At 47.8% G+C, this 13,702-nt stretch carries 13 protein-coding genes; 6 read left to right on the top strand and 7 right to left on the bottom strand.

Annotated features, from left to right (window positions below; genetic code table 11):
- Positions 1–29 precede the first annotated feature (29 nt).
- On the top strand, positions 30–1,589 hold the full coding sequence (locus H6629_01415; protein MCB9066456.1) for a hypothetical protein: 1,560 nt from the start codon (positions 30–32) through the stop codon (positions 1,587–1,589).
- A 23-nt stretch (positions 1,590–1,612) separates the two neighbouring features.
- Positions 1,613–2,341, top strand: coding sequence for a spheroidene monooxygenase (locus H6629_01410; protein ID MCB9066455.1), 729 nt, complete (start codon positions 1,613–1,615; stop codon positions 2,339–2,341).
- A 15-nt stretch (positions 2,342–2,356) separates the two neighbouring features.
- Here H6629_01410 and nudC read toward each other — a convergent pair whose 3' ends face one another.
- Positions 2,357–3,187: an NAD(+) diphosphatase gene (gene nudC / locus H6629_01405; GenBank protein ID MCB9066454.1), complete on the bottom strand. Its 831-nt coding sequence runs from the start codon at positions 3,185–3,187 to the stop codon at positions 2,357–2,359.
- Between the two features lie 221 nt (positions 3,188–3,408).
- Between nudC and rfbB the strand changes: the two genes are divergently transcribed.
- From rfbB to rfbC, 4 genes are all read left to right on the top strand, one after another.
- Positions 3,409–4,467, top strand: coding sequence for a dTDP-glucose 4,6-dehydratase (rfbB, locus tag H6629_01400; protein MCB9066453.1), 1,059 nt, complete (start codon positions 3,409–3,411; stop codon positions 4,465–4,467).
- A gap of 120 nt (positions 4,468–4,587) precedes the next feature.
- Positions 4,588–6,495, top strand: coding sequence for a hypothetical protein (locus tag H6629_01395; GenBank protein ID MCB9066452.1), 1,908 nt, complete (start codon positions 4,588–4,590; stop codon positions 6,493–6,495).
- Positions 6,496–6,755: 260 nt separating this feature from the next.
- On the top strand, positions 6,756–8,147 hold the full coding sequence (locus H6629_01390) for a UDP-glucose/GDP-mannose dehydrogenase family protein (protein ID MCB9066451.1): 1,392 nt from the start codon (positions 6,756–6,758) through the stop codon (positions 8,145–8,147).
- A gap of 3 nt (positions 8,148–8,150) precedes the next feature.
- Positions 8,151–8,711, top strand: coding sequence for a dTDP-4-dehydrorhamnose 3,5-epimerase (gene rfbC / locus H6629_01385; protein ID MCB9066450.1), 561 nt, complete (start codon positions 8,151–8,153; stop codon positions 8,709–8,711).
- 117 nt (positions 8,712–8,828) lie between these two features.
- On the opposite strand, the gene H6629_01380 is transcribed toward rfbC, so the two are convergent.
- The 6 genes from H6629_01380 to H6629_01355 form a co-directional block, all read right to left on the bottom strand.
- Positions 8,829–9,548 (bottom strand): PspA/IM30 family protein, encoded by a 720-nt coding sequence (locus tag H6629_01380; protein ID MCB9066449.1) that lies wholly within the window; start codon positions 9,546–9,548, stop codon positions 8,829–8,831.
- A 63-nt stretch (positions 9,549–9,611) separates the two neighbouring features.
- Positions 9,612–10,007: a YbjN domain-containing protein gene (locus tag H6629_01375; GenBank protein MCB9066448.1), complete on the bottom strand. Its 396-nt coding sequence runs from the start codon at positions 10,005–10,007 to the stop codon at positions 9,612–9,614.
- An 82-nt stretch (positions 10,008–10,089) separates the two neighbouring features.
- Positions 10,090–10,455 (bottom strand): J domain-containing protein, encoded by a 366-nt coding sequence (locus tag H6629_01370; protein MCB9066447.1) that lies wholly within the window; start codon positions 10,453–10,455, stop codon positions 10,090–10,092.
- A 14-nt stretch (positions 10,456–10,469) separates the two neighbouring features.
- Positions 10,470–11,480 carry an ion transporter gene (locus H6629_01365; GenBank protein MCB9066446.1) on the bottom strand — a complete coding sequence of 337 codons (1,011 nt, stop codon included), beginning with the start codon at positions 11,478–11,480 and terminating at the stop codon, positions 10,470–10,472.
- Between the two features lie 76 nt (positions 11,481–11,556).
- Positions 11,557–13,191 carry a polyamine aminopropyltransferase gene (locus tag H6629_01360; GenBank protein ID MCB9066445.1) on the bottom strand — a complete coding sequence of 545 codons (1,635 nt, stop codon included), beginning with the start codon at positions 13,189–13,191 and terminating at the stop codon, positions 11,557–11,559.
- On the bottom strand, positions 13,175–13,618 hold the full coding sequence (locus H6629_01355; protein MCB9066444.1) for a four helix bundle protein: 444 nt from the start codon (positions 13,616–13,618) through the stop codon (positions 13,175–13,177). Before H6629_01355 ends, H6629_01360 begins: the two co-directional genes overlap by 17 nt.
- Positions 13,619–13,702 lie beyond the last annotated feature (84 nt).

Genomic DNA, 13,702 nt, shown 5'->3' with positions numbered 1-13,702 from the left:
TGTTTACAAATATCAACTGAGGCGATAATTTGGCAATGCATTTGCCCCGGAAAATCCGGGAATTTTACGATTCGGATGGCGAAGTGCCGATCTGGAGTGGCGAACCCAACGCGATGCCGGTTTCGCGAATTACCCATCCGATCATCATGTTTGTCACGTTTGTGGGCATTGTGCTGCTGCTGTGGGCCTGCTGGGTGGTCGTTTTCGAAATCATCGCGCGATCCGGCGAAACCGTCGGCAGCGATGTGATCGAAAATTCCGGTGCGCAACTGTTCAAATCGTTCGCTATTTTGCTCACCGGCTCGCTGTTGCTCGGATTCAGTTGGTATCTGCGAAATTATTTCAAACCGGCGGAGCAAAGCCAAATCTATTATTTGCTCTCCGATCAACGGGCGCAAATCATCAAATTTAACCCGCTCGATCCGGACAAAAGCGAACGCCAGTTTGCCGGTCGCGGCGATATGAGCAAACCCAGTTTGCAAAAAGTGGGTGATGATCGGTTCAACGTGATTTTTTTTGAAGCGCCGGGCGATTTCGGCAAAGTGGAAGACGAAGCAAACAAGGTCAGCAAACCGCGTAAAACCATTGTCTGGCAAGGCTTTAACGACCTCACCGAAACGGATGCAAATGACGTTTACGAGAAAATAAAAGAGCTGCTGAAAAACCCGGTTGAGATCGAAAACGATGCTTATTCATTTTCATTCAAAGTGCCGGAACGCTGGACACTCAACACCTTCAACATTGCGCCGGAGCGCCGCGATGACACCGTTTTCAACCTGCTGATGGGCGATGTGGTGGACGCCCACGGATTGCTCAAAATGCCCAAAATTCTGGACGAATGGAATACGGCGGTGCTCACCAAACGGCTGGATTCCAAACTGGAATCGGAACGAGGTGCGTTTCCGGCGATCACAATAGTCATCGAAGTCAATAAGCGGGACGGATTGCCCGAAAGCACGCCCGAACCGTTCAAAATGCCCGATTTGATCGGCTTAAACCGGGAAATTAACAACCGGATGTATTTGCAATTGGGGCTGATATATCAGATGTTTATTTGCCAATTCCGGCGCGGATATCGCATCAGCCAGGCATTGCTGGACAATTTGACTGCGTGGGAAAATAACCGCAAAGAAAAAGTGGTGCCGGAATTCGTGCTCACCAATCTCAATTATTTTAAGGATTGGGAAACCGCCGACAAACGAGTGTTCGACAAAATTGTTGAAATGGCAATCCCGCGACAGGTTTCCATCGGGTTGCGGCGCGAATTGATCAAACGAATTGAGCAGTTTGCGGCATCCAATTTCCCGTATATCAACCAGCCGGATGGTAAAATTTTGCTGCAAATTAACCCGCGCTCCACAGGTTCAGAAGTCCACGGATCACTGGAAAGCGGCAAAAAACTGGATTCGGAAATTGCGTTGGGCGGAAAATCCTTCAAAATGCGCCAGCTCTACGGCTACCGGTCGATGGGCAAAGGCGCGCTGCATTTCCGGTTCACCTTTTTTTGCCCGCACAGTGACAAATCCAAAATTTTTGATGATAATGTGAAAACCCTCGAATCACTCGCGAACACGATCGAATGGCTCTGACCGCACAATTGAACAATCCGAAAATCAGCTCGGCGATAGCTGGCGGAACACCGTTGGTGACCGTCACTTTTTGGGGATTCCCGAAAAGCCAGCGGTTTTGGGCGTTGGCGCAAATGGGTATTTCTCGATTGCATCTGTTGCGAATGCGTGATTTGCGCTTCTGGAAATTGATGGGCTGCGGACACGGCAGCGGTTTCAGCTTGCAGCCGGATTGGTCGCGATATGCTTTGCTGTGCGTTTGGGATTCCCCCGAAGCCGCCGAAAATTTCCTCAACAAATCCCGGTTGGTTGCCAAATACAATCGCCACGCAAGCGAAATGTGGACGATATTTTTACTGCCGGTTCAGGCTAACGGACAATGGAACGTACGCAATCCATTTCTGCCGATTGCAAAAATGTCGCCGGACGAGAACCCGGTTGCGGTGCTTACCCGGGCAACCATTCGCCCGTCGCGATTGCGGGCGTTTTGGCAAATGGTGCCAAAAACCAGCGCCGCGTTGGATGCCGCAAACGGTCGAATGCTGTCAATTGGCATCGGGGAAGCGCCGTTTATCCGGCAAGCTACATTGAGTGTTTGGGAAAACGCAGCCGCCATTCGCGAATACGCATACAAAAATCCCGATCACATAGATGCGATGCGCCGGACCCGTTCGGAAAATTGGTACAGCGAGGAATTGTTCGCACGATTTCTGCCCATCGGCAGCGCGGGCAAATGGAACGGCGTCGATCCGTTGGCAAAGCTTTTTCGCTGAGATCAGCTCCGCGATTCACACCACTCCATTTTCAGCCAAAAAATGATCGATCAATTTGCGGGCGATGCTCGGCGGTTGCGATAAATGCGGCATATTTTTCGCGGAAAACCAACCGGCTTCAACCAGTTCATCATCTGCAAGATCAATTTCACCGTCGGCGTAAGTGGCTGTAAAACCTATCATTAGCGCATTCGGAAACGGCCATGGCTGGCTGCCGAAATAACGGATGTTTTCCACGCTGATGCGTGTTTCCTCATAAACTTCGCGGGCAACGGCGGATTCCAGCGTTTCGCCGGGTTCCACAAATCCGGCCAACACGCTGAACATTTTGGCGTTGCGAAAGCGGGCGGATCGCGCCAGCAAAATTTCGTTGCCGCGCGTAACCGCGACAATCACCGCCGGTGACAATGTAGGGAAGTGGCTGGCGTCGCAGCGGCTGCAAATTTTCACATTTGTGGTCAGTTCCGCCGGAAACGGGGCGCCGCAACTGCCGCAAAACCGGTGGGTTCGATCCCAATGCTGCATGTGGTGGGCGCGTCCGGCAATCGAAAATGCGATTTCCCCTAACACAGCGAAAGACTGTCGCAACGGCAGCCATTGGAACGGCGCAGGAATTTCGGCGTCATCTGGTAATTCCGCTGCGACGCACGGGTTATTATTCCAGAATCCGATGCTCAATAATCGCTGTAAGTTTGTTTGATTAAAGGGGTTTATCGATATATCCGGTAACGGATTTTCCGGGTTTTCCGGTGCGAGCAAAATTTTTCCGTTCGAAAAAATAAAGCCGATCGACGGCGTTTTGGGGCGTTCAATTGAACGAAGTTCAGGGATAAATGTATTTTTCATATGCAACAATACTTTCGTGATTCTCGAAAATCAACTCATATTTTGCAACAGTTTACCGATGATAAACCCTTTGCAGCGACACAGATTACCAATCCCGGCGGGAAAAATTTCCCGATCATTGAACTGCCCGCCGAAATTTGAATTTTTAAATTGATCCGATTGTTCGTTTCCGTTATCTTCTGCACACAAAATCACTGAAAAATCAACACCGGGAAGCACCAATGAAAACAATTTTAGTTACCGGCGGATGTGGCTTTATCGGCGCTAATTTCATTCGCTATCTATTTGAAGAATCCGGATTTAGCGGTCGCGTTGTAAACGCGGACAAACTGACTTACGCCGGAAATCCGGAAAATTTGTCGGACATCGCCGAACAATTTGCCGGACGTTATTTTTTTGAACAAGTTGATATTTGCGATTACGCTGCCATCGAACGCGTTTTCGCCAAACATGATGTGGATACCATTTGTCATTTTGCAGCCGAATCGCATGTGGATCGCTCGATTGTCGGACCGGGAGAATTTATCCAAACCAACGTCATCGGGACATTTAACCTGTTGGAAGTAGCCCGCCACAACCGCGAAAAACTGGCGTTGTTCCACCACGTCAGCACGGATGAGGTGTTCGGCAGTCTCGGCGAAACCGGATTTTTCACGGAAACCACGCCGTATCAACCGCGAAGCCCATATTCGGCATCCAAAGCGTCATCCGATCATTTGGTGCGCGCCTACAATCATACGTATGGCATTCCGGTAACGATTTCCAATTGTTCGAACAATTACGGACCGTATCAATTTCCCGAAAAACTGATTCCGCTGATGATTTTGAACGCTGCCGAAGGCAAAGCACTGCCGGTTTACGGCGACGGTCAAAACGTGCGCGATTGGCTGTTTGTGCGCGATCACTGCACTGCGATCTGGCAAATTATGACATCCGGCAAACACGGGGAAACATACAATATTGGCGGCGATAACGAAATGCGCAACCTGGATGTGGTGCACACGATTTGCGATATTGTGGATGAACTGCTGCCGGAATCCGGTGGCAAATCGCGCCGCGAACTGATCACTTTTGTGAAAGATCGTCCCGGTCACGATTGGCGATATGCCATCGATTTCAGCAAAATCCGCACGGAACTCGGCTGGCAGCCGGAAGAATCGTTCGAGAGCGGTATTCGCAAAACCGTTCAGTGGTTTCTCGATCATTCGGAATGGGTGGCGCGAATCAAAAGCGGGCAATATCAGGAATGGATTTCGCAGCATTACGGAAACGACGCCTGATCAATTGCCAACCGGTTGAAAAGTAATGATTTTCGCACATTTCTCCGATAGTTTCGATTAACGGAGCGTGCGAAAATCGCACACGGAAGTTAAATAATTGCGGAAAGCAGGGATTCACCAATGCATTTTCAATCCAATTTTGAACATAGAAAACGCTTTGAAAACCAGTCCTCCCGGGCTTTTACCCGGCAGATTTCCTCGCCGCCAACGGCGAAGCACAGCTTTCCGGCAAGCTTTATTCCCGTTTTTGACCCCGTAATCCAGAATGCGCCAACCTTGGCAGTTGTGCCGCAATATTTGCAGGTGCACGCCTTTGCAAATTCGCTCTATTCCTTTGATAATATTAATATTACGACCAATAATGATGTCTCGGAAAGTTCGTGGCAGGTGGTCGATAATCCGGCGTTTGCCGTGCTGCTGGACGGCCATTTTTATCTCGACGATGTGAACACAATTGATGCCGAAGTGAACCTGCAGAAATTTCTTCACAAAATCAGCGTGAGCACGCTTGCCAAAGGACTGAAATCGATTGCCGGCGGGTTGTTCAATTTGGTGATTGTGGATAAAGAACGCCAGAAACTGCTGGTTACCGGCGATAAATATGGGGTTATGCCGCTGTATTATTGGGAATCCGAATCCGGATTTTTTTTGAGCGGAAACCCGTTTGCTTTCCGGAAAGTGGCTAAACTTTCCGAAGAATCGGTGGTGGAATTCCTGAAATACGGTTATTTACCGTTTGCGAAATCGCTGTTCCAGAATGTGGAGCGCCGGATGCCCGGGCAAACCCTGACGGTGGATTTGGAATCGCAGCGACTGGGCAAAACGCCGCCGGCAATTTTCGAATTCAAACCGCCGGTGTACCGGGAAAAAGAATTGCCCGCCGCCGGTGAAAAAGTCCACGATGCGCTGAGCAAATATTTCAGCAGATTTGACGACGCGGATTATCACATCGGGCTGCGCGACGATTACGCGAGCCAATTGCTGACAACCTGGTTGCAGCGCTTTCGCCCGAATTTATGGAATCGCGGCGCATCCAAATCCGCGTTGAAACTGGCGCGACACTATAATCTGCCGGTTCGCCCGGCGCCGGTCAATTGGGATTTGTTGCCCGATTTTTCGGACAATATTGCACGACATACGCGATTGGCGATCTCGCTGGAACACACAGATGTTTTCGATTGGCAGCATCGCGCATCGCACTCGCCGGACAGTTTTTTTATGGACGAATTGAGCGGCGATTGCATCATGGGCGGGCAGAGCTTTCTGGATTTGCCGAACGACGTTCGCGGAATGATCTCCCACATTCGCGGTGAGGATAAATTTAATACGCCCATCAAAAGCATCAATCATTACCAACGGTTGCTTTATAACGATGTGCATGCGTTGCCGGACGAGGAACTTGGCGGGATTCTCACGCTCGGTTACGAATGCTGGTTTTTAAACGCGGCGCGCGGCATTTTAGAAATCAACCGGCTGGCCGGACACACCCATGAGGATTTTCGGGAATCGTTGCACAATTTCACAATGGCGCGCAGTTTGTCTGTCGCGAAGGCGATCGGCGTTCAGCAGCACACCGCCTGCAGCAGCCCGTTTCTGGATTACGAAGTGCTGCAAAGCTGCCTCGATACCGACAAATCGCTTCGCGCCAGCGACCGGCTCTATAATTATTACTGGAACACTTATTTTCCGGAAGCCGCAATTTTACCGAACGAATTGTGGGGCAGAAATCCGCTGGATGCGCCGCAAATTTACCGGTTTAAAGAAGCCGCACGAATGATCACCCGCCAAAATCTGGTTGGCGGAAAAAATATGGCGACCGGCAAAACAGCCGTAAATCCCGATGCGGAAGCGCGAAAATTCCTTCAACACCCGGCAGTAAAACGCTGGGCCGCAGATGCGATTGACCGGCACGACCGGCGAATTCCGGATTTTATCGCCAACCAAATTCGCCGGAAAAATACAGAAAAACAATTGAATCCACGGTTGATGTTGCGCTACATTACATTATTGAGTTTTCTGAATGATTAATTTTAGCTTCAGTTAAATTCATCTTTTTGGATAAAATTTATAACTGCTTTAAATTGATGCACAATCTTTTCGCGACAATTGATTGTGCAAATCGCTCAATAAATGCTTATCGGTACGATGATCTTTTTTTCGCAATGCCTCTCAATTAATCACCCCGGCAATTTGATCGTATGATGTCAAAATTATTGATGCGCCATTATTTGGTGGTTTAGTCTAATGCGAAAAATGATTCTGCCACATGTTACAGCGAGGTCTTCGACATGAAAATTATTGTTGCCGGCACAGGTTATGTGGGGTTGGTGCACGCCGCAATCTGCTCGGAATACGGGCACGAGGTGCACGGATACGATACCAATCCAGCAAAAATTGATGCATACGCAACCGGAAATCCCGAACGGATTCACCAGTTTGTCAACGAGCCCGGACTGGCGGATATCATTAGTGATAACCTTGGCAAACATCTGTTTTTCACCCATAAAATTGATGAAATTATCGAAGGCACGGACGTTATTTTTCTGTGCCTGCCGGCACCGGCCAATGCGGATGGCTCCAGCAATCTGGAATTATATGATAGCGCCGTGCATAAAATTGCCGCGTTATTGGCAAAACGCAGCGATCTCCGGCGGGTGGTGATCACCGATAAAAGCACCGTGCCGATTGGCACGATCCGCCGGTTGCAGCGCATTTTACACGAACACGGCGCAAAAAACGTGGGCATCGCCACCAATCCGGAATTTCTGGCGGAGGGAACGGCGGTTTCGCAGGCGCGAAAACCATCGCGGGTGGTGGTCGGCTGCGACAGTAAAGATGATTTCAAAATTTTGCGGCGGGTGTATTCCCAATTTGTCAATCATGTGCGGATTAAATATATTGAAACCACGCCGGAAACCGCCGAGGCGATCAAATACGTTTCCAACACGTTGCTGCTCACTTACATTTCATTTTGGAATGGTGTTGGCGCACGCATCGGGGAAAAAATTGCCAACGTCCGGGTGGATGATTTGCGGCGCGGCGTAACCGCCGATGAGCGCATCAGCACCTGGGGATCGTACATGAGCAACGGCGCGGGCGGCAGTTGTTTTGGCAAAGATATTCAGTCGCTTATTTTTCAATTGAAAAAGCACGATGTGAACACCCGATTGTTGGAATCCACTTTCGAGATCAACGAATTCCAGAAAACCTATCTGGTGAAAAAAGCGATTCAGGAAGCTAATTTTAATTTTGAAGGTAAAGTTATATCAATATTAGGGTTAGCTTTCAAAAAACAGACAAATGATATCCGGGATGCGTCATCCCTAAAAGCTATCGAAACGCTGCTCGGATACGGCGTTCGCCGGATTCAGGCATACGATCCGCTGGCAATTGAGGAAGCAAAAAAATATTATGAACCCGAAAAATCACCGGATTATCAGAAAATTGTGTATAGCAAATCGGTCCGGGAGGCGCTGATCGACAGTGATGCGCTGTTTATTTCTACCGATTGGGAGGAATTTCGCGGGCTTTCATCGATTATCGAGAACACGGTTTCGCCGCCGTATCTCATCATCGACGGGCGGCGGATGATTCCCGATTACGAAGATCTGGTTGCGCACGGATACACATATCTGGCGGTCGGATCGCCAACGTTAAAACCCAAACAAAAGAGGCGTTAGTTCATGTCGATTACGGTTGAGCCAACGGAAATTCCGGAAGTTCTGGTTATCAAGCCGCGGGTGTTCCGCGATCCGCGCGGCTTTTTTATGGAAACATTTCATGCGGAAAAATACGCCGAAGCCGGTATTCGCGAAAATTTTGTGCAGGACAATCACTCGTTTTCCACAAAAGGCATTTTGAGGGGATTGCATTATCAATTGAAACGCCCGCAGGGCAAACTGGTTCAGGCGGTTTCCGGCGAAATTTTTGATGTGGCAGTGGACATCCGCAAAGGCTCGCCAACGTTTGGAAAATGGGTCGGTGTAACGCTTTCCGAACGCAACAAATGGCAAATTTATGTGCCGCCGGGATTCGCCCACGGATTTTACGTGGTCAGCGAAACCGCGAACGTGACCTATAAATGCACGGATTTTTACGACGGAAAAGATGAATACGGCATCCAATGGTCCGATCCGGAAATTGGCATCGACTGGCAACTGGATGTAAATCCGGTTTTATCGCCGAAAGACGAATTGCACCCGGCGTTGAAAAATGCGCCGAAAGATGTGTTGCCCGAATACTGAGTATTTTTGGCAAACGATTGTTTGTGGCTCGCAAAAAATCAATTTGGAATAAAAAAGGGGCGTGTGTTAAATACGCCCCTTTTTTTATTAAAAAAATTACAACTGATTAAAAAACAACTATTTGGCATCGCCTTCTTTTAAGCCCATTTTGGCTTTTAGCGCTGCCAGCGAATCTTTTGCGGCATCCACAGACGCACCCGCCAACGCTTTGTCAATTTCTTCGTCAACGGATTTGGTTGTGTCGGCCATTTCGCCGTAGGCTTCCGCCAGCGATTCTTCTTCGGTCACTTTGTCTTTCATTTTTTCGAGCATCGCAACGGTGCTGGATGCATCAACTTGCGCCATTTGTTTGTTGATTTTTTTCATCGATTCCGCAGTGCGGGCGCGGGCGCGAAGAGTGACCAACTCGTTTTCATATTTGGAAATCGCAGATTTCAGTTTGTTCACTTTGTTCTGCAACTGGTCAGCCATTTTCTGCTGCTGCTCGTGATTGGTCATAAATTCCTGTGCGCGGCGTGAGGAATCTTCTTTTTTGGTGAGCGCTTCGGTTGCCAAACGGTCAACTTCTGCGGCGTCCAGTTCGCCGCTTTGGGCGCGTTGGAGCAGCATCATGGCTTTGCGTTCGTAATCGGCAGCAAGCTTTTTCTGGTCTTCGCCGTCTTTGCGCATGCGGATGGACAACGATTTCACTTCCGCCAGGCTACGCATGGCTTGCGCCAAATCTTTTTTCAAATCGCGAATGCCCTGTTCGGTCAATTTGATCGGATCTTCCAGTTGATCCACAACTGAATGCGCCTCCGACTGGAAAATTTTGAATATGCGCGAAAAAATACCCATCTTTTTATCTCCTGAAGTTTGGTTTCAAATTAAATATTATCAAATAGTTAAGCGATAAAAAAATTAGCGTTTTGCGTATTTCAGCAACTCGCTGCCAAATTCTGCAATGCCCATGGAAAGCGCGACAATCGAGGCTTCCAGCTCATTTTTATCGAGATTTTCCAACTGCAGCGTATCGCGATAAATAACGCGTTTGCCTTCTTCATCCAGCACAAATGCGCCGTGAACCAGTGTGCGGTTCATTTTCAGCAATTTTTCATACAAATCACCGGGTTTTTCCGGCACTTCCATAATCAATTGCTCCATAATCACAATCGGGTCTTCGCAATCGATGACCATATTGTTGATGCCATTATCGGGATCATTTACAACCACGATCTCTTCATCCTCATCTTCGCGAATAATCGCAAAGCCGAGTTCCATTAAATAATCCTTAACCATTTCGAATTTGCTAAACATGGCCATACGTTAGCCTCCTGTTGTAATAGTGAATTAATTGTGTTGATTAATCCTAATGAAAACAATTATTTATGATCAATTTTTAGCGTAACTTTTTTTTCAACTCATTATAAGATTGGTTTAATTCCTGAACAAGTTGATTCGCAATTTTCTGTTTTTCGGGATCGCCGGAATGAATATCCGGGTGATATTTGCGCAGCAACGCTTTCCACGATTTGGTGACAGTTTCCAGATCCGAGCCGTACGGCACTTCAAGATTGGCGTAGTGTTTGGCCAACGGATCGTCATTCCGGTGATGATTGGCATCGTTGCGCTGCTGTTTTTGGCGTTGATATTCGCGCTGCGAATCACGAATTTCTTCGTAAACGCTATCGTCGATGTCAACATCATCGCGCCGGAAATTCAGGTTAGCGCGAATAATTCCTGCGATTCTCGAAAAAAGGGACATTTCATCACCTCAAATTACTGTTCGTTTTGCGAAACGATGACCAACTGGTCGTTCGCTGCTACTTTCAAATCCACATCCGGGTTGGAAATTACGATATCCTGATCCCGGCGATACACCGCCAGAACAATGCTGTTCCGGGTGCGTTTCATCTCCGAAAACACAACCAGAAATGATTGATCTGCCAGTTCGCGGGGCACCGGCACCTGATACAAATTGTTGCCGGTGCTGGCGCTGAGCAGTTCGCTCATCACTTTCGAAATACCGTGATCGAGCGCTGCGCGGGCAATTAGGCGGCTGCTAAACTCATTTAAAACAATAATTTCGTCCACATGCGCTTTACGGCAATGCGCCACGTTTTGTTCGTTCACCAATTCCACAATTGTGTAAGCGCTCGGGTTGATGGATTCGATAATCAGCGCAGCGAGCACCACTTGCGCATCGCGGGCGTTGTTATCCAATTTGTCATCGCCGAGAATGACGACCGTTTTTGCAGCCGCAATATTGGCGCGCTGCAAATTTGCTTCGTCCACTTCGCCTTTGATGAAATGGAGATTTTCGTCATTCACCGGTTTTTCGTCGATATCTGCGATCAAAATGATGGGTTGATCCAGCACGCGACTGTCTGAACGCAGCTCTCTCAAAATTTCTTTGGCGCGATAATTCCATTCACAAATAATCGTGTGATTGGTGAAATCGTAATTACTCATTCCGCGATTCACTTTCAGTTTTTGCTCCACAAATACGCTGGCGATGGTTGCCGTGAACATCCCCAAAATGCCGATACCCAAAATCATGATGATCGATCCAACGATGCGCCCGCCGAACGTAGTTGGCGCAATATCGCCATATCCGACAGTGGTCAACGTGACGATACTCCACCACAATGCGTTATCCCAATTGACATTCGGCTCAAAAATCGCCATGCCCACCGCACCGAAAACAATCAGCAACAACATGATCAGCAAAATGCGGTGCAGGTTTTCCTTGATGACAAATTTGATAATGTTATGGGCAATATTTTTCATTGGCTTTTGGCACTTGGCTTTTGGCTTCTATCTATTCGATTTTATTTTGCTGATCAGGTTGTTTATCAATCGGTTCTCAATAAAATTCCCACGACCCATTTTTGTAATAATCAAATAATGCGAGTTCCAGTTCAGAATTAACGCGAATGGCATCGATACCGGCCAGTTCGTTTTTGCCGAAAAGAAGCATCGCCGCCATTGCGTCCCGGTTTAAAAAACGTGTTTGCAAATCATCAAATGATAGTGATAGCAGGTGATTTTTCAAACGATTTTCGTCAATTTCCGCATTCATTGCCAGCACCCAGCCCCATTCGCCGAGTGTTGGAATGTGGTTGTGATAAGGAATCGCAGCCAATCCGGCAGTTCGCATCGTTTGCAATATGCAGAGATACGCTTCCCGTGAAAAAAACGGGCTGCCAGCTTGCGTAACCACAATCCCGCCTTTGGACAGTTGACGTTTCGCCAATTGATAAAATTCCCGGGTGTACAATCGCGCCAGCTCGATGGTTTTCGGGTCGGGCAAATCGATAATAATCACATCGAAAATTTCCCGGGTTTGCTGCAAAAATGTGTATGCGTCCTCGTTGCGAATGTGCACCCGGGGATCGCTGAGCGCATTTTGGTTGAGTTGGCGAAAAACCGGGTAATTCTTGCCGAGTTCCGTCATCGCCGGATCGAGATCGACCAACGTAATTTTTTCGACGTCGGGATATTTGAGGATTTCCCGCGCAGCCAATCCATCGCCGCCACCGAGAATCAGCACATTTTTATGCGCAACGCTCGCCAGCATTGCCGGATGCACCAGCGGTTCGTGATAGCGGTGTTCGTCGTAGCTGCTAAATTGTTCATTTCCATTGAGATACAGCCAGTAATCATTTTTGAATTGAGTGATCACAATTCGCTGATAGGGCGTTTGCTCCTGATAAACAACTTTATCCACATATTTTTGCTGCTCGCCATACAGCACAATCGGCTCCGCCGAAACGGCCAATGCGCCGAGCAAGGCGGGCACGATCAAAAATCCGGCAGTGAGTGTTTTCGGAAATTTTAGCGAATCGCGATGCTGCCAAAATAGCGCCGCCGCGACTGCAAAATTTACTGCGCCGAGCAAAATGGGCGTATAAGTTAAACCGAGGTAGGGGAGGGCGACAAACGCAAACAGCAAGCCGCCGAGCAACGCGCCGTAATAATCTTTTTCCATTACCGAACTGATGTTGATTTTCAAATCCTCAAAATAATCGTTGAGACGGGTTGCCAGCGGAATTTCCAGCCCGATCAGCAAACCGATTGCGAATGACAGCGTGTAAATCAGCGGTGTTATCGGATTCATGTAAGCCGATAAAAAATAGATAGTTGTAGCGCTGATCGCGCATAAAACGGAGAGCAGTAATTCCGTGAAAACGAAGGCATCCAGCAACGCGTCATCCACAAATTTGCTGAAACGGCTGCCAACGCCCATCGCAAACAGCATGATGGAAATAGTGAGTGTCCATTGCAAAACGGAGTTACCGAGCAGATAACTCGCCAGCGTGGACATCACGTATTCCGCCACAATTCCGGATAACCCGGTGGCGAAAATGCAGGCTTTCAGCAACCAGTTGCCGGAGAGATTCTGGATTCTGGATTCTGGATTCTGGACGCTTCGGCTGCGCTCAGCGCAAGTTCTGGATTCCGAATCTATATTTGCAAAAATTTTATTCTGTTTTGTCATCTTTTGTTTCCGGAAAATTCAGATAGTCTGGCATTTCTTCCTTTACATAAATCGATGGTGTCTGATGATTTTTTTGAACCGAGTTGATGAAATTGTTGAGCATTTTACCTAAAGAAATAAGCCGTTCGTGTATGTTTTCGTACAGAATTGAATCAGATAAAGACTTTGTTTCGAAAAGGGTTTCTAAATGATCAATTGTTTCATCGTTAGAGGCGAGCGCATTCAATAAATAACGTATGAAATCCTGTTTATAATAGCGCCTGCCGTATCCTTCCACAATCAAAGATTTGGTCGATTTGCTCGATCTGCGAATTTGTGATCCTGTTTCGAACATCTCAAATTTTGGTAACGTTTCCAGCGTCATTTTGTGAATATCAATCACAATTTCACGAGATAGCTGCCATATCTGCAATTTTTTGTAACTCATTTTCACATTCTGCACTTAAGTTTACATTTTTCAGAGCATCCAGAATCTTCAATCCAGAAACCAGAAACCAGAAACTAGAAACCA

This window comes from Calditrichia bacterium, assembly GCA_020634975.1.
Lineage (GTDB): Bacteria > Calditrichota > Calditrichia > RBG-13-44-9 > J075 > JACKAQ01.
The sequence above is the reverse complement of the archived record's forward strand: the minus strand, read 5'-3'. Positions and strand labels throughout refer to the sequence as shown.

Bases quoted from the DNA above. Each gene is read 5' to 3' on its own strand.
- H6629_01395 (MCB9066452.1), top strand. From the start codon at position 4,588: ATGCATTTTCAATCCAATTTTGAACATAGAAAACGCTTTGAAAACCAG.
- H6629_01360 (MCB9066445.1), bottom strand. From the start codon at position 13,191: ATGACAAAACAGAATAAAATTTTTGCAAATATAGATTCGGAATCCAGA.
- H6629_01375 (MCB9066448.1), bottom strand. From the start codon at position 10,007: ATGTTTAGCAAATTCGAAATGGTTAAGGATTATTTAATGGAACTCGGC.
- rfbB (MCB9066453.1), top strand. From the start codon at position 3,409: ATGAAAACAATTTTAGTTACCGGCGGATGTGGCTTTATCGGCGCTAAT.
- nudC (MCB9066454.1), bottom strand. From the start codon at position 3,187: ATGAAAAATACATTTATCCCTGAACTTCGTTCAATTGAACGCCCCAAA.
- H6629_01355 (MCB9066444.1), bottom strand. From the start codon at position 13,618: ATGAGTTACAAAAAATTGCAGATATGGCAGCTATCTCGTGAAATTGTG.
- H6629_01365 (MCB9066446.1), bottom strand. From the start codon at position 11,480: ATGAAAAATATTGCCCATAACATTATCAAATTTGTCATCAAGGAAAAC.
- H6629_01370 (MCB9066447.1), bottom strand. From the start codon at position 10,455: ATGTCCCTTTTTTCGAGAATCGCAGGAATTATTCGCGCTAACCTGAAT.
- H6629_01390 (MCB9066451.1), top strand. From the start codon at position 6,756: ATGAAAATTATTGTTGCCGGCACAGGTTATGTGGGGTTGGTGCACGCC.
- H6629_01380 (MCB9066449.1), bottom strand. From the start codon at position 9,548: ATGGGTATTTTTTCGCGCATATTCAAAATTTTCCAGTCGGAGGCGCAT.
- rfbC (MCB9066450.1), top strand. From the start codon at position 8,151: ATGTCGATTACGGTTGAGCCAACGGAAATTCCGGAAGTTCTGGTTATC.